This window comes from Pseudomonas fluorescens (assembly GCF_902497875.1).
In the GTDB taxonomy this organism is placed as follows: Bacteria; Pseudomonadota; Gammaproteobacteria; order Pseudomonadales; family Pseudomonadaceae; genus Aquipseudomonas; species Aquipseudomonas fluorescens_BR.
This window is the reverse complement of the sequence record NZ_CABVHY010000032.1, coordinates 14,388-37,211: the sequence shown is the minus strand read 5'-3', so window position 1 is coordinate 37,211 and position 22,824 is coordinate 14,388. Positions and strand designations below refer to the sequence as shown.

23 protein-coding genes and 3 pseudogenes are annotated in these 22,824 nt (G+C 57.6%); 7 read left to right on the top strand and 19 right to left on the bottom strand.

Annotated features, from left to right (window positions below):
• Nucleotides 1-110: 110 nt before the first annotated feature.
• The 6 genes from F8N85_RS26595 to F8N85_RS34645 form a co-directional block, all read right to left on the bottom strand.
• The gene (locus F8N85_RS26595; RefSeq protein ID WP_150806485.1) at nucleotides 111-1,454 is read right to left on the bottom strand and encodes an APC family permease; all 1,344 of its coding nucleotides are present in this window, start codon (nucleotides 1,452-1,454) and stop codon (nucleotides 111-113) included.
• 150 nt (nucleotides 1,455-1,604) lie between these two features.
• Nucleotides 1,605-2,357, bottom strand: coding sequence for an N-formylglutamate amidohydrolase (locus F8N85_RS26590; RefSeq protein ID WP_150806484.1), 753 nt, complete (start codon nucleotides 2,355-2,357; stop codon nucleotides 1,605-1,607).
• Nucleotides 2,341-3,696, bottom strand: coding sequence for a glutamine synthetase family protein (locus tag F8N85_RS26585; RefSeq protein ID WP_150806483.1), 1,356 nt, complete (start codon nucleotides 3,694-3,696; stop codon nucleotides 2,341-2,343). The genes F8N85_RS26590 and F8N85_RS26585 overlap by 17 nt, the downstream gene beginning before the upstream one ends.
• Complete coding sequence (locus F8N85_RS26580) at nucleotides 3,693-4,337, bottom strand: isochorismatase family cysteine hydrolase (RefSeq protein ID WP_150806482.1); 645 nt, start codon at nucleotides 4,335-4,337, stop codon at nucleotides 3,693-3,695. The genes F8N85_RS26585 and F8N85_RS26580 overlap by 4 nt, the downstream gene beginning before the upstream one ends.
• Nucleotides 4,338-4,339: 2 nt before the next feature.
• Nucleotides 4,340-5,194 (bottom strand): MurR/RpiR family transcriptional regulator, encoded by an 855-nt coding sequence (locus F8N85_RS26575; RefSeq protein ID WP_150806481.1) that lies wholly within the window; start codon nucleotides 5,192-5,194, stop codon nucleotides 4,340-4,342.
• Between the two features lie 216 nt (nucleotides 5,195-5,410).
• Complete coding sequence (locus F8N85_RS34645; RefSeq protein ID WP_191636267.1) at nucleotides 5,411-5,569, bottom strand: hypothetical protein; 159 nt, start codon at nucleotides 5,567-5,569, stop codon at nucleotides 5,411-5,413.
• A gap of 253 nt (nucleotides 5,570-5,822) precedes the next feature.
• On the opposite strand from F8N85_RS34645, the gene F8N85_RS26570 reads away from it, so the two are divergent.
• The gene (locus tag F8N85_RS26570) at nucleotides 5,823-6,164 is read left to right on the top strand and encodes a helix-turn-helix domain-containing protein (RefSeq protein ID WP_150806480.1); all 342 of its coding nucleotides are present in this window, start codon (nucleotides 5,823-5,825) and stop codon (nucleotides 6,162-6,164) included.
• A gap of 3 nt (nucleotides 6,165-6,167) precedes the next feature.
• Here the strand turns inward: F8N85_RS26570 and F8N85_RS26565 are convergent.
• A pseudogene (locus F8N85_RS26565) lies at nucleotides 6,168-6,266 on the bottom strand (alpha/beta fold hydrolase); the annotation flags it as partial.
• Nucleotides 6,267-6,327: 61 nt separating this feature from the next.
• Entirely contained in the window at nucleotides 6,328-7,119 is a 792-nt protein-coding gene (locus F8N85_RS26560; RefSeq protein WP_150806479.1) for a cysteine hydrolase, read from the bottom strand.
• Between the two features lie 218 nt (nucleotides 7,120-7,337).
• Here F8N85_RS26560 and F8N85_RS26555 point away from each other — a divergent pair, with 218 nt between their 5' ends.
• Nucleotides 7,338-8,321: a GlxA family transcriptional regulator gene (locus tag F8N85_RS26555; RefSeq protein ID WP_150806478.1), complete on the top strand. Its 984-nt coding sequence runs from the start codon at nucleotides 7,338-7,340 to the stop codon at nucleotides 8,319-8,321.
• 552 nt (nucleotides 8,322-8,873) lie between these two features.
• On the opposite strand, the gene F8N85_RS26545 is transcribed toward F8N85_RS26555, so the two are convergent.
• From F8N85_RS26545 to F8N85_RS26515, 7 genes are all read right to left on the bottom strand, one after another.
• A complete protein-coding gene (locus F8N85_RS26545; RefSeq protein ID WP_150806477.1) occupies nucleotides 8,874-11,315 on the bottom strand; it encodes a TonB-dependent siderophore receptor in 2,442 nt (813 codons plus the stop codon).
• A 102-nt stretch (nucleotides 11,316-11,417) separates the two neighbouring features.
• The gene (locus F8N85_RS26540) at nucleotides 11,418-12,386 is read right to left on the bottom strand and encodes a FecR domain-containing protein (RefSeq protein WP_150806476.1); all 969 of its coding nucleotides are present in this window, start codon (nucleotides 12,384-12,386) and stop codon (nucleotides 11,418-11,420) included.
• Nucleotides 12,383-12,889 carry a sigma-70 family RNA polymerase sigma factor gene (locus F8N85_RS26535; protein WP_150806475.1) on the bottom strand — a complete coding sequence of 169 codons (507 nt, stop codon included), beginning with the start codon at nucleotides 12,887-12,889 and terminating at the stop codon, nucleotides 12,383-12,385. The genes F8N85_RS26540 and F8N85_RS26535 overlap by 4 nt, the downstream gene beginning before the upstream one ends.
• Before the next feature lie 390 nt (nucleotides 12,890-13,279).
• Nucleotides 13,280-13,786 carry a peptide-methionine (S)-S-oxide reductase MsrA gene (gene msrA, locus F8N85_RS26530; RefSeq protein ID WP_150806474.1) on the bottom strand — a complete coding sequence of 169 codons (507 nt, stop codon included), beginning with the start codon at nucleotides 13,784-13,786 and terminating at the stop codon, nucleotides 13,280-13,282.
• 252 nt (nucleotides 13,787-14,038) lie between these two features.
• A complete protein-coding gene (locus F8N85_RS26525; protein ID WP_150806473.1) occupies nucleotides 14,039-14,491 on the bottom strand; it encodes an Ohr family peroxiredoxin in 453 nt (150 codons plus the stop codon).
• A 110-nt stretch (nucleotides 14,492-14,601) separates the two neighbouring features.
• Entirely contained in the window at nucleotides 14,602-15,054 is a 453-nt protein-coding gene (locus F8N85_RS26520) for an Ohr family peroxiredoxin (RefSeq protein WP_150806472.1), read from the bottom strand.
• Nucleotides 15,055-15,315: 261 nt separating this feature from the next.
• Complete coding sequence (locus F8N85_RS26515) at nucleotides 15,316-15,606, bottom strand: fructose-bisphosphate aldolase (protein WP_150806471.1); 291 nt, start codon at nucleotides 15,604-15,606, stop codon at nucleotides 15,316-15,318.
• Nucleotides 15,607-15,946: 340 nt separating this feature from the next.
• Between F8N85_RS26515 and F8N85_RS26510 the strand changes: the two genes are divergently transcribed.
• Nucleotides 15,947-16,369 (top strand): HD domain-containing protein, encoded by a 423-nt coding sequence (locus F8N85_RS26510; RefSeq protein ID WP_150806470.1) that lies wholly within the window; start codon nucleotides 15,947-15,949, stop codon nucleotides 16,367-16,369.
• Between the two features lie 216 nt (nucleotides 16,370-16,585).
• On the opposite strand, the pseudogene F8N85_RS26505 reads toward F8N85_RS26510, so the two are convergent.
• From F8N85_RS26505 to F8N85_RS26490, 4 genes and pseudogenes are all read right to left on the bottom strand, one after another.
• Nucleotides 16,586-16,930, bottom strand: a pseudogene (locus F8N85_RS26505) (isochorismatase family protein); the annotation flags it as partial.
• Nucleotides 16,931-17,045: 115 nt separating this feature from the next.
• Nucleotides 17,046-17,645, bottom strand: coding sequence for a TIGR00730 family Rossman fold protein (locus F8N85_RS26500; RefSeq protein WP_150806469.1), 600 nt, complete (start codon nucleotides 17,643-17,645; stop codon nucleotides 17,046-17,048).
• 135 nt (nucleotides 17,646-17,780) lie between these two features.
• Entirely contained in the window at nucleotides 17,781-19,199 is a 1,419-nt protein-coding gene (locus F8N85_RS26495) for a PLP-dependent aminotransferase family protein (RefSeq protein ID WP_150806532.1), read from the bottom strand.
• A 165-nt stretch (nucleotides 19,200-19,364) separates the two neighbouring features.
• Nucleotides 19,365-19,979, bottom strand: a complete 615-nt coding sequence (locus F8N85_RS26490) for an FMN-dependent NADH-azoreductase (protein WP_150806468.1) — start codon at nucleotides 19,977-19,979, stop codon at nucleotides 19,365-19,367.
• A 242-nt stretch (nucleotides 19,980-20,221) separates the two neighbouring features.
• Here F8N85_RS26490 and F8N85_RS26485 point away from each other — a divergent pair, with 242 nt between their 5' ends.
• The 4 genes and pseudogenes from F8N85_RS26485 (at nucleotide 20,222) to F8N85_RS26475 (ending at nucleotide 22,643) form a co-directional block, all read left to right on the top strand.
• Nucleotides 20,222-20,677 (top strand): carboxymuconolactone decarboxylase family protein, encoded by a 456-nt coding sequence (locus F8N85_RS26485; RefSeq protein ID WP_150806467.1) that lies wholly within the window; start codon nucleotides 20,222-20,224, stop codon nucleotides 20,675-20,677.
• An 83-nt stretch (nucleotides 20,678-20,760) separates the two neighbouring features.
• A complete protein-coding gene (locus F8N85_RS26480; RefSeq protein ID WP_150806466.1) occupies nucleotides 20,761-21,081 on the top strand; it encodes a DMT family transporter in 321 nt (106 codons plus the stop codon).
• 184 nt (nucleotides 21,082-21,265) lie between these two features.
• A pseudogene (locus tag F8N85_RS35175) lies at nucleotides 21,266-21,358 on the top strand (hypothetical protein); the annotation flags it as partial.
• 58 nt (nucleotides 21,359-21,416) lie between these two features.
• Complete coding sequence (locus tag F8N85_RS26475; RefSeq protein ID WP_150806465.1) at nucleotides 21,417-22,643, top strand: acyl-CoA dehydrogenase family protein; 1,227 nt, start codon at nucleotides 21,417-21,419, stop codon at nucleotides 22,641-22,643.
• Nucleotides 22,644-22,824: the final 181 nt, after the last annotated feature.

Below are 22,824 nucleotides of genomic sequence, written 5' to 3'. Positions count from 1 at the left end.
AATGGGTGCATCAACGGCGTTTCAGGGCAGCCGCCATCCGTTACCCCATACATGGGCTAGGGTGATCAATGCACCGAAGTGTTTAGAGGCTTATTAATATAATGGCTGAGTCAGATATCCTTGGATAATACCAGGTTTGCACCTTTTCGATTGAGAGTGCACAAGTAGACAAGGCCTATCGCAATCCAGACACCGCCAAGTTTTTGTGCGTCCAGGCCCATGTTGTACATGATTGCACCGGTGATGATAAAACCCATAATTGGTGAAATCAGATGAGCTAGAATGTTTCCTGATTTCTGCCGGCGCCAGTAGTAGTTAATGACGGTGAGATGCAGAATGATAAAGCCACTCAATGCGCCGAAGTTTACCAGTGAAGTCAAGGTGTCGACGGCATTGATAAAAAAGTAACAGATCGCCAGCGACAGTATCGCCACCAAGTAAATGCTCAAGTGCGGAGTGCTGTATTTGGGGTGAACTTTTGCGAGGACTTTTGGTAATTTTCCATCCCGCGCCATCCCGAACAACAATCGCGAAACTGCCGCTTGCGATGTGATGGACACCGCCACGCCCCAGGCCAAAGCTGTTGCTACAGCCGTCAAGGATGCCAACCGATCGCCACCGGCGATGGTGGCGATTTCATAGAACGCAGTGTCGGCTGAGGTGAAACCCATGCCCGCTGCAAGGTCAGCGGCAAGCCATGTTTGTACGACGAATATTCCACCCATGATCAGCAGGCTGATCAGCGCGGCCCTGCCAACGCTGCGACCGGCATCGCCCTTGGTCTCTTCCGCCAACGTGGAAATGGCATCGAACCCAAGAAAAGAAAGCACCGCAATCGAAACAGCCTGCATCATCAAGGCAAAATTGAAATTCGACGGGTTGTACAGAGGGGCCAATGTCAGTTGCCCATTGCCGCCGCCTGCGTGCAATGCCTTCCAGGCACAGGCAAGAAAAATGCCCAGTACCACGAGCTGCGCGATCAGGAACAGAATGTTCATGCGGGCGGTGAAGGTGATGCCTCGCAAGTTCACCAGCGTAGCGCTGATCAGGAAAATGAAAATAAAGGCAAACTTTGGAATTTCAGGGTAGAGATGGTTAAGTGCCATGGCGGCGTATATGTACAGCAAAGGCGGAATCAGCAAGTAGTCCAACAGCAGCAACCAGCCTGCAAGAAAGCCAACGTTGGGGTGCAAGCCCCGTTGCGCATAAGAATAGACTGAACCGGCAATGGGAAAGGCGCGCGCCATGCTGCCGTAGCTCAATGCAGTGAACAACATAGCCCCCATGCCAATGATGTAAGCCAGTGGCACCATTCCAGGGGCTTGCTGGTTCACGTACCCGTACACCCCAAAGGGTGCAATGGGGATCATGAAGATCATTCCATAGATCACCAGGTCGGCAAGCGACAAACTACGTTTTAATTCTTGTTTATAACCAAAATCTTCGATAGCCATGACACGGTACTCCATAAGCGAGTAAGGCGGATGTTCGGTCACTGTCTGATGACAACGCGGCGACTGAAACAAGTTTTTAAACCCGGCAGGTTAAAAAGCGCCCAAGCGGTGTTTTTATAGTTGTATTACCGATTTACCAAGCAACAGCGTTTAGAGCAGTGGAGCCAGTACATCTGACCATGACTGAACGGCATCCGGTGTCCGCAGCAGGTCGTTTCTGACCTCGATCAGCGCAGCATCAATGCCGCGTTTGTCACCGTGAAAGGGGACGGTCATATCCTCGAGAGGGTTGATTTCATACGGTTGATTTGCCGCCACCTTCAGGCCCTGTGCCGCCAGGCCTTCGAGCAACCGATGGGCATAGGCATGAGCACGGGCGTACAACACGCCGATTTCCAGGGTGCGTGGCTGGCCAAAGTACATCGGGGTGAAGCTGTGGATCCCAATGATTCGTACGGCTCGGCCTGCGGCGACCCTGGCGTCGATCAACGCACTGAGTTTTTGATGAAAAGGGGTGAACAGGCAGTCTCGTCGATATTGGCGTGTGGCATCGTCTAGATTCTGGTTGCCGACCACCTCGTAGACTTCACTGCGCTCTGGAATGCTGTCAGGCGCCTCGAGGGGGCGATTCAGGTCAATCAGCAGGCGTGAATAACCCGCTGATATCAGGGTCGCACCAAGGGTTTTTGACAGCTGTTGCGCCAGGGCGTGGGCGCCGATGTCCCAAGCGATATGCTCGCGTGCCGCCTCCGCGCTCAACCCCAGACGTTCCAATTGCGCCGGAATGTAGGGGCTTGCATGTTCACACACCAAGATCACCGGGTGCTCGGAGTGCTCTTGGCTCAGGGCGTAAACCGGCTCGCTGTACAAGCCATGCTCTGGGGTTTCAATAAAGGCGGGCATAGTGTTCACATAGTTCAGCAGGTGTGAATGGTTCTGTCGATTTGAGCTCCTGAGTCTTGACCGCGAAGTAAGCGTCCATCATGAGTTTTGGCAGCGCTTCGAACAGCTCCTTACTCTGGCGCAAGCAAGCCAGCGCTTCACCAAGCGTGCCCGGCAGGGCGATGATATTGCGAGCCTCCCGTTGTTCGTCGGTCAGGGTGTCGGGCTCTTCATCGGTGGTGGCGTTCAACGCGAGCTTCTGTTCTATGCCCAGCCGACCGGCCATCAGCACGGTTGCCATGCTCAAGTGTGGCGAAGACGTTGCGTCGAGTGGCCGAAACTCGAGGTTGTACTGTTTAGCCGGTGATTTGCCGCCAATGGTGATCGTTGGGCAAATGCGCAACGAGGCTTCGCGGTTGCGTTGGCCCAGGCAGGCGTAGGACGCACTCCAGTGGTGGGGTTTCAAGCGCAAATAGGAAATGGGTGTCGGAGCGCTGAAGGCACACAACGCCGGCAAGTACTTCAACACACCTGCAGCCCAATGCTGTCCCAATGTCGACAAGCCATTGGTATGTTCGGGGTCATACATCACCGGGGTGCCGTCTTGATCCTGCAGGCTGATATGCAGGTGCACACCGTTGCTGACACCGTGCTCTTCAAGTTTGGGCGAGAAGCTGATGTCCAGGCCCATCTGGCGAGCGATCTCGCGGGTGATTTCGCGAACGTTCACGGCCCGGTCGGCGGCGGCAACGCCTTGTGTGGGGCGACAGGTGATTTCGTACTGCGCCTTGCCGTACTCGGGCAGGAACATTTCAGGCTCGACCCCGGCGGCCCTCAAGGCACTGAGCAGCCAGCCGCCGAAGTTGGCCGCGTGGTGCTGCGCACCAAGTGAGAATGCACGGTGCGATGGCTGTGTATCAAGCTCGCCGAGGTTGAATTCATGTTCGAATGCGGCCGTGACATCCAGACCCAGTTCATCGCGGTAGCGTTCGACTTCATTGCGCAACAGCGTGCGCGGGCACGCAGCCCAAGGCCGACCATCGGTTTCACAGATATCGGCATGAACGTAGTCCAGTGCAGGCGCATTGGCGTCGGGACCATTGGGTACCTGAACGCGCGAGTTCATGTCTGGTATCAACCGCAAGTCGCCGTAAGCCCCCCAAGGATTATTGTCGGCCACTACATCCTGTGGGGTGAGCGCACTGTTGGCCGGTACCCAGCCACAGCCGCTGGCTTGATAGCTTTCAAGTTCGTCGGTGGGAAATGAACGGCCGCGCGTGATGCCGATCAAATCGGTGGTGACGATCGTCGTCATCGCAATGGGCGTAATCAGGCCATTGCCAGGTGTGGGCCGATTCATGCTTGCATCTCCTGCAGGCGCTTGATAACTGTCTCGGTGTCAGTGATCCAGCAATAGCCTTTGATTGCTTCAAGGCACGCCTGGTGCCGTGCCGATGTGTAGGTGGCACAAGCGTCTTCGACCAGCGTCACCAGGTAGCCGCGATCCGCTGCGTCACGAACCGCCATGTCCACGCACTGATCGGTGACAATGCCCGCGATAATCAAATGACGGGTTTCCAGGTTGCGCAGTACGTAATCGATGTTGGTCGAGTTGAAAACACCTGATGACGTCTTGGGCAGGATCACCTCGTTCTCACCGGCGGCCAGCTCGTCGATGATGCCGGCGGGGTAGCTGCCCTTGGGAAGGTGCATGTCCGACAGCTTGTGGTCCAGCGAGCGATCACGCCCGTCGGCCGTGAGGCTTTCGATGATGGTATGGAGCACATTCTGATTCGCTTCGCGCATCGCCTTGAGTAGCCGTTGCTGGTTTGGTATCACCTTGGCCTGGGTACGTGTCAGAAAATATTCCGCTTGAGGACCCTGCAAATGTGGATCGAGTTGCGGGTCCAGCCAGGCACGTTGCATGTCTACCAGCAACAGGGCGGTATGGCCGTGCACATAAGGAAGGTCACGTGGTGAATGATGAGGGAGTGTGAACATTATTATTTTTCCTCGAGGAGGTGGGCGGCGAAACTGGTGCGCAGCTTGTCGATGCCTTCCAGTCGATCTTCCGGGTCAGTGCTGCGCAGTGTGAGAGCGGCAATCAGGGCTTCTACTTGTGCGAGCGCCGGCACCATCGTGTCGAAGGCAGAAATGGATTCAACGGGGGCGCTGATGACCAGGTCTGCGAGTTCGCGCAAGGGCGAGGCGTAGATGTCCGTGAAAAGTACAAGGCGTGCACCGCGTGCCTTGGCGGCGTTGGCGACGCGAAGGGCTTGGGTTTGATAGCGGCGGTAGTCGAACAGCAGGACAATGTCCTGGCGCTGGACGTCGTATAGCCGGTCCGGCAGTTGGGCGTTGTCTTCCAGTGCATGGCAACCCGGGCGCAGCAGGCGCAGGTGACTCACCATGTAGCCGGCAAGGAAACTGCTGAGGCGTCCACCGAAGCAAAAAAGCTGATGGCGGGTATCGAGTATCAGATCTACCAGCACGCGCACATCTTCAGGCTGGGTCAGTGCCTGGGTTTCTTGCAGGGTACGGCTGCACTCATTCAAGTAGCTCGTCCAGGCATCGTCTTGGGATGAGTGCGCGCGGGGTTGCAAGAGTGTGACAGGGGACCGCAGACGGTGGTCCATCTCACTGAGTAAGGCGTCCTGAAAGTCGGCATAGCCACCGAAACCTAACTTCCTGACCAGGCGCACGATGGTCGGATCGCTGACGCCGGCATGTTCAGCCAGCTTGGCCATAGGCCCCAACCCGCTACGCGGGTAGTGGTCTAGTAACGCGCGAATCACCTTGCGTTCGGAAGGCGTTGGGTTCAGCGCGGCATCCGTGAGTTGTTCTCGCAAATTTGTCATGTGGGCGTTTTCTTATGGGTGTGTTTGTTTTGCTTCACATTTGCTTAGAAGAGTATATGTGTAGTGTTTGCTACAGTCTAGTTTTTTGAAATACAAACGTAAAAACAGACGCAGGTGCTGTAAAAAATCAATATATATCAATGGTATGCAGGCGATTCTTGAGAGAAATCGCAGGTTTTAAGGCACTGGGTGCGGATGGGTCGTTCCATGAGCGGTTCAGCAGAGGTGTGTCACCGTCGTTTGTAAGCCAGCCGAAGGGCTGGCGATGTAACCATCCGCAAAGCCCTTCTCATACAATCGATCGTCTTCATCGAGTTCTTCAATCATGGCGTCTATCAGCACGCGGGCGGCGAGTTTAAGCTTCTGCGTGTCCATTCTGATCAACCTCCGATGTACCCTTTTCGAGCCGCGCTCGTTTCCACTTATGTTAGTGAGCGAGCTGGAAAAATATTGAGCCTTCTATCAGGGATCAATACCATTGCTGCGCACCACCACCTGCATTCACACGATCAGTGAGCAAGTGTGAGGGCGCAATCCCTAGCTGCTCTTGTGCGCTCATATTCGAGCCGGCGCAGCCATATTCGATAAGCTATGATTTTTAACCGAACTCATGGAGCAGGCTACTAAAATGAAGATGTTCGGTAGGCGACTGAAAGAGGAACGCATGGCTCTAGGCCTCTCCCAGCAAGAGTTCGGCGCTCTGGGAGGGGTTTTGGCAAACGCCCAAAGCAAGTACGAGAAGGGATCCCGGTTTCCCAGGGCCGACTACTTGACGGCCATCGCAATCAGGGGAGTGGACGTTCTCTACCTTTTGACGGGGAAGAAGTCCCGTTTTAAAGAAGATCTGCCTGATGAAGAAACCAGAGTCATTGAGAATTACCGCCGCCTTAACCAAGGCGATCGGAATGCCATTGCACGGCTTGCGTCATCGCTTGCTGAGTACACGGCACCGGGCAACAGTGACTCCTGACAGCGCGGAGTCGGCAATGGGAACGATCTGGGCGTAGTCACCGTGCATTACCAAGGTAGGTACGGTGATCGCCCGTAGGTCATCCGTGAAATCGGTCTTATTCAGTCAGCACGGGAGCCGCCAGGGCTCCCGTGTCTGGTCGGGAGGTTGGTCGACCCCATGGTCAGCGTCCTTCCAGCTTGTCCACTACCTCGTCGGTGGTTACCACATCGTTGGCGATGTAGCGGAAGTCGACCAGTGCGCTACCGTATCCGTCGCCGTCAGGAAGCTTTGGGCCGGCGACGGCGTCACGCACGACAACCACCTCGAAACCGCGCTCCAGAAACTCGCGAAGGTGCGATTCGACGCACAGGTTGGAGGCCATGCCGGCAAGGACGATCTTGTCGATCCGCTGCTTATGCAGCTGCAGCATCAAGTCGTTGCTTTGCGGGCCATACAACTTGTGCGGTGATGCGACGATGGTCTTGCCGTCTTCGATGAAGGGCTTGAACTGCGGCATGAAATCGGCACCCGAGTTACGGAACCCATCCAGCGTCAAGGCGCCCTTGCGATCGAAGAGGCCAAGCGTGTGCTGAACGGTCTCCGCCGGCGCCTCGTACTTCCATTTATGATCGTGGGGATAGTAGTAGTGCGGCGAGATGGCTACGGTCGTTCCGGACTTCTTAAACGCCGCGAAAAGCCGGTGCAGATTCGGGACTAGATTTTGCTCGGTAACGCTCTCACCAAAGACCGGCCAGCCTGCACCCTCTGGGCTCATGAAGTCGATCTGCGGGTCGATCACGACCAGAGCAGTTCGACTTTGATCCCATTGAAAGGTGGAGGCCGGGAGTGCGGGCTTGACCGGATCGGCGTAGGGGGTCTCGGCGGCGAAGCCGATGCCAGGCGCCATCAGGATGGCTCCCAACAAGGTGGCGTAGGAGATCATTCTCTTGGGATGAGTTCTGTTGAAGGTCATTTTCGTGTCCTCAAAGTGGAAGTGGCGCGTCTACGGTACGGCGAGAAGAAGCTACGAAAAGGACGTTTATCCCTAGATTTCAGCCGACTGACGCAGCCGCCTTGAGAGAGGCGGGCGCGTTAGTCTGGCAAGGGCCGAGCCCCGTTGTTGCACCCGTTGACGTTCCAAACAGGGGCGGCGTCTAATGACTCTTCAGCCAGACTTTTGGCGGTCAGGTCATGCCGCGTCACGTTTGTTTCCTGGTCTATTCAGGGTTCGTATTGCTGGATCTGAGTGGCCCGCTCGAAGCCTTCTCCAACGCAAATCGTGCTCGCCCTTCGGGCTATCGATTCACGTTCGCTTCGCTTGAGGGCGGATTGATTTGCGCCTCAGGCGGACTGCAGGTCACGACCCAGGCATTGCAAGTTGTCGACCGCCTCGACACTCTCATCATCGTCGGCGCGCCAGCCGTTCCGGTCGGTGACTGGATAGTGCCGATGGCGGCTGCGATCCGGCAGATGTCCTTGCGCTCGCGCCGCACTGCCAGCGTCTGTACCGGCGCCTTCGTGCTAGCCGAGAGCGGCCTGCTCGACGGTCGTGTCGCGACCACGCATTGGAACTACGCGCCACAATTGCAAGCTCGCTATCCGTCGCTGCGCGTGGACGGAGATCGAATCTGGACCGAGGATGGGAATGTCTGGACGTCAGCAGGCATGTCGGCTGGCATCGACATGGCCTTGGCCATGATCGAGCAGGACCTGGGCAAGGAGGTGGCGCGCTCCATCGCACGCATGCTGGTTGTCTACTATCGGCGGCCAGGTGGTCAGCATCAGTTCTCTTCGCTGCTGGATTTCGACCCTGGCTCAGATCGCATCCGCACGGTGCTGAGCTATGCGCGCGATCATCTGCGCGATGATCTGTCAGTTGAGCGCCTGGCAGAAGTCGCGCATATGAGCGTACGTCAGTTTGGCCGCGTGTTCGCGGCATCCATCGGGGTGACGCCGGCGAAAGCTATCGAGCGCCTTCGTATCGAGGCAGCGAGGTCGCTGGTTGAGGACGGGCATCAAACTTTCGAGGGGATCGCCAGGGGCTTCGGATTCGGCGATGCCGATCACATGCTGCGCTGCTTCGTGCGAGTCATTGGGCGCACGCCACAAGAACTGCGCCGCAGCGCTCGCCAGGCCAAAGGAGATGGCCGGTCTGGGAGAAAGGCAGACCAATAGTCCGCGCTGCACGCCCCGGTAGCTTGCGCGACAACCGCGCCGGAATCTGTTCGCAATCTCACGCCAGGCTCGTTCGAGTCAGCCTTGCAACGCTGAAGCAGCCCCATAGGATCTGCGTGATAGTCCACTTCTGGCCGCGAAGACTGCCGACTCTCGACCGGTTGGATCGCAGGGGCCGGTCGAGAACTCGATTTCAAACGGACGTCTTGGTTGGGTCTGACATCGTCACACAGTTTTGTACGCTTGGACGTTCCTGCATTCTCGAGTGCCAGGCTTGCAACGCCTCGCACTCGGCAGGCACCGCGAGGTCGACGAGCCAGCCGAAATAATCCGCGAGGAGCAGGCCCAATGGGCGACGCCTGAATTGGCCCCCCTTGCACGAGTGATGAGAACGCCGCTCTTGGCCCGATTGTGCGAATGCGTTGTTCTGGCTTAGGGGGTTTCGCTTGCGATCCCGATAATCATGGTTCGTGACCTGAGCAAGTCTCTGGCAGGCATCAAGCAAGGCTCGACCTGCCAGGTTCCCTAGCGTAAGTGCCACATGCTTCGTTGCTAAAACGAGGGGGTGTATTTCACGCTGAACATGACGTTTCGCGGATCACCAAAGTTGTTGTTGCCATTAAGTTGGTTGTACCCCGCCATGTAGTAGTGCTTGTCGAACAGGTTATTAGCGTTGAGCGCCAGACCGATCTCGGGGGTGAGTTGGTACCCGAGGCGGGCGTTCCATACGGTGTAACCCGGCACCTGGTAAGTTCGTTCATAACCCAGGGTGTGACTTTGGGTGGTGAAGCCCAGGCCGGTGCTGACTCGGTTCCAGTCGCCAGTGAACTGGTAGTCGCTCCAGACCCGCAGCATGTGTTTTGGCGTCCATTGGCTGAAGACTCTGCCTTCGTCGACGGGGTCTTCGAGGTATTTGGTGGTGTTGTAGGTGTAGCCGGCGAACAATTGCAAACCGCTGAGCACTTCGCCGCTGATTTCTGCCTCGATCCCCTGGCTGCGAACTTTCCCCGCGGCCGTCGAGCAGTACCAACCGTCGCAGGCGAAGCCCGAGGCGACGTCGTTGACGGCACGGTTTTCCTGGTCGTAGCGGAACACGGCCAGGGAGGTATTGACCCGGCCATCCATCAGCTCGCCCTTGAGGCCGACTTCGTAGTTGCTGCCGATCACCGGTTTGAGCACCGAGCCGCTCGCAGTGCGTGCGGTCTGTGGTTCGAACACGTCGGTGTAGCTGGCATAGACCGCCCATTCGCGGTTCAGGTCGTAGACGATGCCGGCGTAGGGCGTGACTTCCCCGGTTTCGTTCGTGGTACTTGGAGCATTGGCGATAGAAAGGTTGGTAAATGCCGCCTGGTTCGCAGACGTGTAGCTGTAGTCGTACCAGCTGACCCGGGAGCCGAGTACCAGGGTCAGCGGCTCGAATGGCTTGATTCGCCAGCTGCCGTACAGGCCTTTCTGGCGTATGTCGTACTGGCTGGTGGTCGCTCGGCCGCCAGCGGTATTGAGCAAACCGTCGTAGCTGATTTCGGGGCGGTCGTGGTCGATACCAAAAATGCTGTCGCGGCTGTTATTGAAGGTTCGCGCGTAACGGTCATCCGTGGTCATCTTGGCGTAATTGCCGCCGAGCATGATTTCTTGCTGCATGGACAAGGCTTCAAAATGCCCGGTCAGGTTCATGTCCAGACCGATCTTGGTGGAGTCGAAGTCGGTGACCCAATCGGCGTATTGCACGCCACTGCCGTCGGCGTTGAGACCGGCCCCGGAGGTTTGCACGCGCTGGTGGGTGGATGCGTTGTCTTCACTCATGCGCACTGCGCCAACCTTGAAGGCCCAGTCATCGTTGAAGCGATGCTCCAGATCGGCATAGACGGTGGTGACGTCGATGTCCGAATGGTTCCAGCGAGCGCCGGTGTAGGTTGAACGCGACACGTCGACCGGGTCGCCGTTAGCGTAGCGTGGCAGGCCACGCAGCATCGGCCGCGATTCGGCGTCAGAGTGGCTGACTGCCAGGCCCAGGGTGGTGTCGTCGCGTAGATCGATGTCCAGAGCGCCATACAGCGAGTGGGTCTTGCTCCATTCGTAGTCGATAAATGAATCGCTCTGATCCTCGTCGGCAACGAAGCGTCCGCGCACGGTGCCGGTCTGGTTCAGCGGCCCGCCGGCGTCCAGTTGCAGGCCGTAGTGATCCCAGGTGCCAGCCTTGCCGGTGAGGGTCACGGTCGGTGCGTTCTGGCCGCGTTTGCGTACGAGGTTGATCGCACCGCCGGGGCTGCCGGTGCCCTGAAGCAATCCGGATGCACCGCGCAACACTTCCATGCGATCGAAGAAGATCAGGTCCTGCGTGGCCCAGTTGCCCAGCGCGTAGGTGTTGCGCGGGATCGGCACGCCATCGTACTGCCAGTCATCGATCTGGAAACCGCGCGAGGTCAGGATCATGCCTTTGCCCACACCCTGAACCCCTACCAGTCCGGTGGTCTGGTTGGCTGCGTCTTTGAGGTCAGTCAGGCCCTGGTCGTCCATTTGTTTGCGGGTCATCACGGTGACCGACTGCGGAATTTCCTTGAGCGTGTGGGTGCCCTTGCCGATGGTCACCGCCCGCGCGGCGTAGGAGCCCGAGCCTTCGGTGGTGGCGTCGGCGCTGTGTTCGACGATGGTGGTGACGCCCAGTTGCAGCGCCGCATCGCTGTCCGTGGCTGGCTCGACGCTGAAGTTGCCTTGCTCGGTGACACGCAACTGCAGACCGCTGCCAGCCAGCGCCCTGCGCATTGCCTGTTCAGGGGGCATCTGGCCGTTCACTGCCGGTGCCTGTTTGCCCTGAACCAGCGAGGGTTCCAATGAAACGATATGCCCGCGCTGGCTGGCGATGGCGTTCAACGTGCTGGCGAGTGGACCGGCCGGCAGGTTGAAGGTCAGGTTTTGCGCCTGCGCCAGGGCAGGGCTCGCCAGGGTTGCCAGGACAACGGCGACGGAAAGGGCATGGGGCCACGGGTTGAACACAGCATTCTCCTGATCGTGTGGAAGTGTCAGGAGATAGGTGGGATGAGAAATGAAAACCGGACACGAATGAGAGTGATTTTCAAAAATATTTCATCAGCAGGACTATTTCGCACGAATCAGCGTCAACCAGGGGCCGTAGCGATCTACCCGGATTGGCAGGGTTTCAGCCAGAGCGGTGAAGGCCCGATCAGGGTCGTTGAGCGGGAATACGCCCTGAACGCGCAAGTTGCGAACCTCGGGGGCAATGCGCACAAAACCCCGACTGTAAGGGCGCAGAGCACCGATCACCTGCTCCAGGGGATCGTCCAGCACGTTCAGTCGCCCGCTGAGCCAGTCGCCGCGATGGCGCTGGTCGCCGGCAACGGGGCTGATTTTCCCGGCATACAGCAAGGCCGACTGACCTTCTTGCAGGTCAAGCGTTGTGCCGCCGAACAGCCGGGCCTGGACCGAATGCTGGAGTACCACCACTCGACTGGCGTCTTGCTCCTGAGCGACCAGGAAACGCGTGCCCAATGCGCGTATTTCACCTTGGGCGGTACGCACGCGCAGTGGACGCTGGGGATCGCCGGCCACCTCAATCACCAGTTCGCCGTGACGCAGAATCACCAGCCTTTGCTTTTCATCGAAATGCAAATCCACTGCGCTTTCGGCGTTAAGGCTCAGGCGACTGCCGTCGGCCAGATTGAAGTCCTGACGCTGGCCGCGCCCGGTGTGCAGATCGGCCAACAGCGAGTCGCCCAGCGGGCTGCGAGCACCCAGCCACAAACCGCCACCGAGCACCCCCAAACCGGCGATCACCCGGAGTGCGTCGCGCCGCGAACCCTGGGGCTGCAGCAGCAGTTTGCGGGCTTCGCCGGCCTGGCCGGGCAAACGTCGATCCAGGGAGCGAACCGTGTTGAAGGAACCACCAAGACGTTCCTGCAATTTTTCCCAGGCCTGGGCGTGCGCGGGGTCCATGCTCAGCCAGGCGTTGAAATGCTCTTGCAGCGTGGCATCGGGCGTACCGGCACGTAGCTTGACCATCCAGTCAATGGCCTGTTCGCTGACAGGGTCCAGGCGCAGCTTGCTCATGGCGATAATTCGCTCAGGTAGCACTGACGCAACGCCTGTTTCATGTAACGGCTGACCGTGCGTTCCGACAGCCCCAACTTCTGCGCAATCGCCACGTAACTCAGACCGTCCAGTTGGCTGTAGAGGAAGGTCGCCTTGACGACCATGGGCAAACCGTCGATCGCCCGGTCGATGGCGACCAGAGCTTCGATCAGCTGCAACTGTTCTTCGGGGGAGGGCGCCAGCGCTTCGGGCAGAGTGGACAGGCGTTCCAGGTAGGCCAATTCCAGCTTGCGCCGGCGATGACGATCGAAAATCAGTCGTCGAGCGATAGTCGAAAGGTAAGCACGAGGTTGTTCGATGCTGTCGGGATCAACCCGGGCCACCAGCATCTGGCAAAACGTATCGGCGGCGGTGTCCTCGGCGTCCGCGTGATTGCGCATACGGCGCTGTATATGCTGCAGCAGCCAACGATGGTGAGCGCTGAAAAAGAAGCCCAGCTTGCTGGTCGAAAGAGGTTGCACCCGTTGGCGTTCCAGATGTTAGTGTGAATCGTTCTCAATACTACCCTTGTGATGATAACGACTGCAATCTTTGACTTCGCCGATGGAACAGATTGTGGTCTGCGTGAAAAGGACCCATGGCCCGACCTGCCACGTGCGGATCGTAAATCCAGAGAAAGCGTCTACCTGCAAGAACTTCCCCTTGCGAGATTTCGACGCGTCACTGCGCGATGAAGTCGCGAATCGCTCGAATAGTCTGGGTTGGCGCCGCTTCCATCAACCAATGTCCGGCCCCCGGAAAAATGAGACTGGCTAATGGGTGTCGCGTTTTTTTTCAATGCATAACGCCTTATGCGCCGACCTTGGGTTCCGTCGCTGGAACCCAGGCATAACAGCGGCTTGGTCTCACCATCAGCCTCGTTTCGGCAGTTTCCAGTCTGGCCGAATGAAATGGCACGTGTAACCGTTGGGGTATTGTTCGAGGTAGTCCTGATGCTCCGGCTCTGCCTCCCAGAACGGGCCTGCGGGCATGATCTCAGTGACGACCTTGCCGGGCCAGAGACCGGATGCATCAACGTCGGCCACTGTGTCCTCGGCCACCTGCTTCTGCTCATTGTCGAAATAGAAGAGCGCCGAGCGGTAACTTGTACCCCTATCGTTACCCTGACGATCTGTTGTCGTCGGGTCGTGGATCTGGAAGAAAAACTCGAGGATCTGGCGATAGCTGATCTGCTCCGGATCGAATTCGATCTCGATCGCTTCTGCATGGGTGCCATGGTTGCGGTAGGTAGCGTTGGGTACATCACCGCCCGTGTAGCCCACCCGCGTAGACAGCACGCCTGGGTATCGCCTTAGCAAATCCTGCATGCCCCAGAAGCAGCCACCGGCCAGAATGGCAGTTTCAGTTCGCTTCGTCATATTACGGTCCTTCCCATCAGTGAACTTACCTTTTGAATGTGCCGCAGGTTAATGGGTCGCCAGTTGTCGGTTGATGTACCAAGAATGGTTTTGCCTGGCATTCGAGTATTTACCTGCGCTCGTCTGAACGTCAATTTCATCCTTGGGTGTCCGGCCGGTAAACGCTCAGTCCCCGGGTTGAATCCAGGGTTGCGATCAGAGGCCGGCGGCCGGTTCGACGAGCATGGCAACGTCGAACCGGTCGCGCGGTGATCATGCTGTGAGCACGTTCAGGGCCACGTCAATGTTGCCTCGTGTCGCCTTCGAGTACGGGCAGATTTGGTCTGCGGTGTGCGCCAGCGTCGTCGCAACGTCGTGCGCCAGGCCCGGCACGCGGAGGGTCAACCGAGCCTGGAGGAAGTAGTCCGGACCGGTCTGACCCACATCGACTTCAATATCGACGGACAGATCAGACGGCAGCACCACGTTCATATCATTGGCCACGAGCCCGACGGCGGCGGTGTAGCAGGCCGACCATGCGCCGGCGAACAGTTGCTCGGCGGCCGGGTGCGGCTGGGTGGCGGCGAACACGTGCGCGGGCTTCGCGTTGCCGGGCGACGAGAGCTCGAGGTCGAGGCTGCCGTTATGCCCGCGCGATGTGGTGCCCGCGCTGCTGGCGGTGGTATGGGTTTTGCCAGTGGCCAGTACTTTTTCGATCTTGCTCATGGATGATTACCTGAACGGTTCAATAAAATTGTAATTTGTATGCGATTTAATCGCATACGATATATATGCTGTGAGAAAAATGCCTAGCTATGTGATAACCGCTCCGTGCGTCAAGCCGTGAGCACGTTGAGGGCCACGTCGATGTTGCCTCGAGTCGCCTTCGAGTACGGGCAGATTTCGTGCGCGGCGTGCGCGATCGCCGTCGCGACGTCGTGTGCCACGCCTGGTATACGGACATCGAACCGGGCCTGGAGGAAGTAGGCCGGACCGGTCTGGCCCAGATCGATCTCGATGTCGACGGACAGATCGGCTGGAAGCGTCACTTTCATCTGCTTGGCCGCGAGCCCGACCGCAGCGATGTAACAGGCCGACCATGCCCCGGCGAACAGTTGTTCGGCGTGTGGGTGCGGTTGGGTGGCGGCGAATACATGCGCCGGGTTCGCGTTGCCGGGCGACGAGAGCTCGATGTCGAGGCTGCCGTTATGGCCACGCGAAGTGTTGCCAGCGTTGCTTAACGTGGTGTGAGTCTTGCCGGAGGCCAGGACTTTTTCGATCTTGCTCATGGGGTGGATCCTCAAACGTTGCGATAGGTGAGTGTTTATTGTCGTATGCGATTAGATCGTATGCGATGCAAATAATAATCGCGCAGATGCCAATCGGAGTCAAGGGGTAGCCCTACGCCTCGGCGACGAGTGGTCGGGTCGATGCTATGTCAGCTTGGGAGTTGCCGATTGCGACCAGTTTTGCGCCCGCGGATACGACAAAGCCCGCGCAGGGCGGGCTTTGAAAATTGGGCAGGTGGCCGGTATCCGGCTTACAAGGGTTCACTGCCCCTGAGGCGTATCAAACCCACGCTGTTCAATCACCCCAAACACATCGTTCACATCCTGAATCAGGATCCGCGCAATGTTGGTGACGGTGTTGATGTCGTTTTCGGCGTAGTCGGGGAGGCTGGTGCAGGCCATGAGGTGCAGGTATTTGAGGACGGCGTTGAGGCGTTCGCTGACGCAGTTGTGGAGTTCGCGTAGCGGGGCGTCGCTGTCGATGAGCAGGACGGGGTAGTCCGTGGCGAATTGGGACATGGGGGTGAAGCGGCGGGGCGGGTGTGTTGTCATGGTGTAAATCCTCACAAAAGAAGAATTGCCACCTTTCTGCTGCGAAACAAATTGGGTGGCAGCTGTGCGCGGGTTCGCAGACCGGACGATTTACACCAAGACCCGGCAGACCCGAAGGCCTCCCACGCACAACCGCCATAAAACATTATGCGGTCGGAGCCGGCTGCATCATGCCTGACGGTACTTTGGTGTCAATCTTGAGGGCTGCGAAACCCTATCGCCGATTGCTGTCAGCGACAGGTCGAATATAAATGTCCATTTTGGTGCCCACAACCGGGCTGTAGGATGCCTGCGCGGTCATTTCACTGGTCGTTATGGCGCTTAACCTGAGGAGAATCCCATGAGTCAGACACTGGAACGCGCCATTACCATCGCCGCCGCTGCGCATGAAGGGCAGGTGGACAAGGGCGGAGCGCCTTACATCCTGCATCCGCTTAAAGTCATGATGCGGGTGAACACTTTGGAAGAGCGCATCGTTGCGGTGCTGCATGATGTGGTCGAAGACTGCGGTATCAGCTTCGAGGATCTGCGCAAGGAAGGCTTCAGCGAAACGGTGCTGACGGCGATCGAGTCGGTGACCAAGGTGCCGGGCGAGTCCTACGAGGCGTTTGTCGAGCGCGCGGCGCAGAACCCGATCGGGCGGGTGGTGAAGCTGGCGGATCTGGAAGAGAACAGCGACTTGTCGCGGATTGCCCAGCCGTCCTGGGAGGATCTGGAACGCATTGAGAAGTATCGGCGGGCGATGGGTGTGTTGCGTTCGTAGCGAATGGGTGTGTATTCGGAGCCAAGGATCAAAAGATCGCAGCCTTCGGCAGCTCCTACGCTGATGGGGGTTGGTGTTTGGATTTGGGGACAGCCCATGATTCAGCGTTTTTTTTGGATCGTAGGCTGGCCGGGATTTCACGCTTACATGCCCGTTGCTCAACCGAAGATTGGCAGAACAACGCATAGCAGTTCCGCCAATCGCTCACGGAAGTCTTCAGTTTTGAAGCACTGTCATCAGCACTTGCACCAACTGCCCGCCTTCCGGGATGGCCCAGCTTCCGGCGAGTTCGGCAATCAGCTGGTTGGTGGTGGCCAGGGTCACGCCGCCTTTATCCATCCGCCGCAGGGCGATGTCCTCGGCCATGACAGTCGGTGAGCCGCCACCGCCGGCAACCACCTGAACTTCATACCCATTGTGCACCAGGCTGAGCGCCGGATAGACCGTGCAGACGTCGTTGGTGACACCGGCAATGATGAGTTTTTTACGGCCCGTGGCTTTGATCGCGGCGGCGAAGTGTTCATCGTCCATGGCGTTGACGATACCCAGGCGTTGGATGCGGACGCGAATTCGTTGCCAGCGAAATCCCAACGGTTTATCGAGTTTCTGCGCGAACGACTCGAAAATGCATAGCGTGATCACCTGGAAAAAAGGTACTTGGAAGAATGACCGGAGTTCAAGAACCCGGAGGGCCAATCCATTTCGTTACGGTAGGGGCTTGCCACTGCTCAAGTGCATCGATCAGCGCAGACGGATCGGTGTTGAAGATCAGCATCTCGCTGTGTTCGGCTTTCATGAAGCCTTCTTTCACGGCATGGTCGAGAAGGCTGCGAACCGGGTTGAAAAAATCGCCGATGTTCAGGCAAGCGACACCTTTGTGGTGTTCACCCAGTTGAGTCAGGGTCGCGACTTCAAACAGTTCTTCAAAGGTCCCCAGGCCGCCAGGCAATGCAATGAATGCATCCGCCCATTCACTCATGCGGGTTTTTCGGCTGCGCATGTCTTGCGTCACTTCATGCCGAGTCAGGCCGTCATGCAGATGCCCGAGGTCGAACAGCAGGCGAGTAATGATGCCGATGACTTCGCCTCCCTCGGCGAGCACAGCATCGGCCATGACGCCCATCAAACCCTTGTTGGTGCCGCCATAGACCAGTCGCAGGCCGCGTTTGGCGATTTCCCGACCCAAGGCTTGGGCACCTTCAACATAGTCGGGGTTGAAGCCGTAATTGGAACCAGAGAAAACAGCAATGCTACGAAGTGGGGCAGGAGTGGGCATCGGATTGTTCCGGGTCGATGGTGTTGAGTGCTGAGATCATGGGGTCTGCTGGACCCGCGCAAAAGGTCCAAGAATCGGCTGTTTGAATGGGCCATGCTCATCGAGTAGCGGTCATGGAGAGCAGCGCCGATACCTTCACATCAGCTCCAGGATGCGTTTCCCAAGCTGTTCGGCAGATTCCTGCGAGTCGATGTTGGCGAACCCGAGCAACAGCGCGGAGTCGGTTGTGCCGCAGATACTCCAGTCTGTCAGGGCTTCTGCGTAAATACCCGCTTGCAGCAGGCGCTCGACCAGCGAACGATCGGACTGTTGTTCCGGCAGTCGCAGGATCAGGTGCATGCCTCCCGGTTGAGCATCAATGCGGATGCGCTCGCCCAGGGCTTTCTTGAGACCCCTCGCGGTCGCCTCCCGGCGTTCGCCGTAGAGTTTTCGCATACGCTGGATATGGCGAGCGAAATGGCCCTCTGTCAGGAAAGTGGCGACGATGGCTTGGGTGAGTTCCGGGCAGCCCCCGAGGAATGTCTGGCTGACATGTTCGAAGCGTTCGACCTGCGCTTGCGGCACAACCAGATACGCGAGGCGGATCCCCGGAAACAGCACCTTGCTGAAGGTGCCGGCATAGAGCACCCGGCCATCGCGATCCAGGCTCTTGAGCGCGGGCAGCGGGCGGCTGATGTAGCGGTACTCACCGTCGTAGTCGTCTTCGATAATCCATGCTTGTTGCCGAGTCGCCCACTCCAGTAGCTCCAGGCGTCGCGGCAGCGACAGCGACACGCACAGTGGGCTCTGATGGGCCGGTGTGACGACGGCCGCACGCACGCCCTTCGAACGGTTCACACCTTGCGTGACCCGCATGCCGTCCTGGTCGACCGGAACGGGCGCAACCGCTATCTGAAGATGCTCCAGCAACTGTCGGGTGGGAGCGTAGCCAGGGTCTTCGACGAGCACGCGGTCGCCAGGTTTGAGGAGTGCATAAGCAATCAACGCCAGGGTGTTTCGGTATCCCGACGTGACGAACACTTGGGAGGGCGTGCAGGTAATTCCACGCGCAACTTGTAGATAGGTGGCAATCGCGGTGCGCAACGATTCCAGTCCATAGACCGACGGATTGGCCATGTCCGGGACCTGTGTGGCGCGAACGCAGCGTGCGCCAATTTGCGACCAGATTTTTCTTGGAAAGGCGTCCAATGCGGGGAGGGCCATTTGAAAGGGCAATACCTGCGCCTTATGCCGGATTGAGCTGCCTTCGGCCGAACTGAAGACTCGATCCGCCTGGGAAGAGGAGGCCCTGACGTTGATACCCGGCGCCACGACCGTGCCTGCCTGGCCGCGAGACTGGATGTAGCCCTCGGCGGTCAGGAGTGAATACGCGGTATCGATGGTCCCTCTCGCCAGTCCAAGTTCTTTCGCCAGTGCCCTGGCCGCGGGAATCCGCTCTCCCGGTGTGAGCAATCCGTCCGTTATCGCGCCACGGAACCGCCAGTATATTTGCCGGTAGATAGGCTCTCTGGAGGTCGGGTCGAGTGGTGAAAAGCTATTGAGTTGATTTGTCATCGCCGCGGGAACTGCGCCATTATTTTTTATCCAGGAAATCCAGCATGACGGCATTGAAATCATCGGTTGCCTGCATGAAGGCGAAATGACTGGTGTTGGGGCTAACCCTCCTATGCAGCCGCGACCCCATAGTGGGTACCAAACCTGTTGATGAACACCATTAGATCAAGGGTGAAACGAAGAAAAATACGCTTGAAGCGCTTGATCTGCCTGGGTCCTGGCCTCAGCCACCGCATCCGGGCCCAAGGCTGTTCCTTCTATGGTGAAGAAATTTAGATCATGCAGTCCGATCATGCCCAGAACGGCTTTTAGATACGGGGTAAGAAAGTCGGGCTGACGCGCACGCTCCCCGGAAAATCTTCCCCCCGAGGACACGGCGACAAAGACCGGACGGTCGCGTAACGTGCCGGTTTTTCCTTGCGCGCTCACATTGAATGTCCGACGAACCCGAGCGATATGATCGATCCAGACCTTCAGCGTGGAAGGTACGGAGAAGTTATGCATGGGTGTTCCAATCACAAGAACATCTGAACTTTTCAGTTCCTGAATCAGCTCTTCGGACCGGGAAATAGAACCCTCTTGGGATACGTCGGCGGACGACTGTTGGGACGTCGCATAGTTTTCATCAACATGCGATAGAGCGCCTTCACCCACCACTGTCCTGTTTATCAAGACCGCCGTTGGATCGCTCTTCAGCAAATAGCCAATAATGTTTTGAGAGAGCCTATTGCTCTCGGAAGCTTGCCCGCGAGGGCTGCAACTAACGTGCAGAATTTTCATTGTTTACTCACTTCCAGGTTGTATCTGAATGCCGTTGCTCACGCCTGAGCGCGAGCCAGGCAGTCATGCTACAAACTTCATGACCTACCTAAAAGGTCCATGAATGGCAATCAGAACTGGGCCATGACGGTTCCGGGAAGACCCCATCATGGCCTGGAACTAAAGACCGAACATGGACCTTCTCCACTAGTCCAAGACACAGCACGATGGAGTCCTCCAATCAGCCAATAGAAGGATTCATCATGAGCAATCGTCTCGACTACGCCAACGCTTCGCCTGAAGGTTACAAGGCTTTCGGCGGGGTTTACGTCACTCTTCAACAGTGCGGCCTTTCACACGAACTGATCGATCTTGTGTACCTGCGGGTTTCGCAAATAAATGGCTGCGCCTATTGCATCGATATGCATTCGCGCGATCTGCTCAAGCTCGGCGTTACGGTGGACAAACTCGTACTGGTACCCGTGTGGCGTGATGCGGGTGAAGTATTCAGTACCCGCGAACGCATTGCGCTCGCTTGGGCGGAAACCGTCACCCGCGTCGCCGAAACCGGTGTTCCAGACGCTGACTATGAAGCCGCTGCTGCCGAGTTCAATGATAAAGAACTCGCTGATCTGACCTATGCGATCGGGTTGATGAGTGCTTTTAACCGATTCGGAGTTACGTTCCGTTCGATCCCCACTGCGGCTGCCAACGCTTGAAATAGCTTTTCAGCGAGTGCTTCGCACACACCAAAACTCGCCCGGCGGTAACGCCTGGCGAGTCAACGAACGGATCTATCACCATGGCATGGGCACTACTTGGCATCGCCGGCATTCTCGAAATCGCATTCGCCTTCGCCATGAAGGGGTCTGAAGGTTTCACCCGATTGACACCTGGACTCTTTGCAGCTGCCACCGGCTTATCGAGTATTTTTCTCCTTTCACTCTCGCTCCGTACGTTGCCAGTGGGGACGGCCTATGCGGTCTGGACCGGTATCGGCGCGGCGGGTACTGCGATTCTGGGAATGGCGGTGCTGGGCGACTCCATTGCGCCACTGAGGATTCTCTGTATTGCGCTGATTCTGGCGGGCGTTATCGGACTCAAGCTGGTGTCTGGAAACTGAGGATGATTGCGGCACTGTTTAGTGGGGAATCGCTTATATAGCGAACGGGAGATAGGCGCGTTAAACCCCGGCCCTGTGCAGCAAGACGAGTTGGATAGTGTCCCGAAATGTCAATCCAATGTCCCAGCCCGTCAATCGAAAGGCGACCCTTGCGTGGATACTGCCTTCAACCTTCAGTTCGGCTTTTGCTCGCCTGTTGCCACGTGTCCATTCTCTGGCTGCCTCAGTGAAAGCCGGCAGTGAGTCACTCTACCTGCTGGATGCCGCGCAGTTCTGAACGGCTATGTCCGGGTAATTTGATTCTCCATTGTCACGACATCCAGTAAGGATTAAACATGAGTACAGTCACGCCGCGCATTTCTGATCAAATCTACGATGACCTTTGGTTGCCTGACGAAACGCTTGCCGTGCGCAAGCAGGTTCGGGATTTTGCAGAAACCGTGCTCCGCCCCATTGCCCACCAACTGAATAACACGCCGGAAAGTGTCGCGGCGTTCCCGTGGCAATTGCTTAAACAAATGGGGAATGCAGGCCTTTTACGCATCCCTTTCGAGAAGCAATATGGGGGTGCCGGACTGGAGTACCCGACACTGGCGACCATGATCATGCTCGAGGAAATTGCCTACGTTTCCTCTGGTGTGGCCGCTGCGCTGATTGACGTCCAGTTGATCCTGTTCGGCCATACGCTCAAGCACGCGCAGCCCTCGATCAAGGAAAAACTTTTCCCCGCCCTGTGCAGGGGCGAAATCGTTGGCGCCTTTGCCACGAGTGAGCCCGACGCGAGCACCGATTTAAGTGTCAAGGCGTTGAAAACCGAAGCCAGGAAAGTCGAAGGGGGATACCGGATCAGCGGACGCAAGCGTTGGATCACCAATTCACCGGTTGCACACTACATGTTTGTGCTCTGCAAAATGGAAGATGGCATGACCATGCTCCTGGTGGACATGAGTAGCGATGGAGTGCGGGTGGGTGAGCCCGACAAGAAAATGGGAAATCACTGCCAACTGACCGCCGATGTCTACTTCGAGGACGTCTTTGTGCCAGACGAAAATCTGGTCGGTAACAGTGGTGCGGGGCTGAAAGCTGCGTTGACGTCGCTGACGCTTGGCCGTGTGGGTATCGGTGCCTGCGGTGTCGGCATGGCCCAGGCAGCGTTCGATTTCGCCAGTGCTTATATGAAACAGCGCGAAATTTTTGGCAAGACGATTGCGCAGTTTCAATACTGGCAATTCAAGTTTGCCGAGTACGCGACGCAATTGGAGAACGCCCGCAATCTTTACGTCAAGGCCGCTCTGGTCGTCGATAAAAAACGTCCGAATATCCAGTCGATGTGCGCCATGGCGAAGTTGATCGGCAGTTCGCTGGCAGGTGATGTTGCACGAGATGCCATTCAAGTGTGCGGCGGCTATGGCTTCGTCAAGGAGTTGGCCGCGACTGGCGAGCAGTTTCCCTTGGAAGCGATTTATCGGGACAGCAAGATCGGCGAAATTTACGAGGGCGCAAATGAAGTTCAGCGTTTGGTCATTGCCCGGGCGATCTTTGGCAAGGAGTGCGTTGGCTGATGCTCCAACTGGGCATGCACCTCCTTGTGCATGAGGACTCGGTGCTGCCAGTCGATGGAGCGGCTTGCCGAGGTGGTTACAAGCCCGCTCATAGGGCCTGGTTAAATGATATTAATTGTGGTGAGGGCGCTTGTTCCCGCCGGCCGGTCCGCGCGCGGGCGAAGCAGTCGTAAAGCCTGCA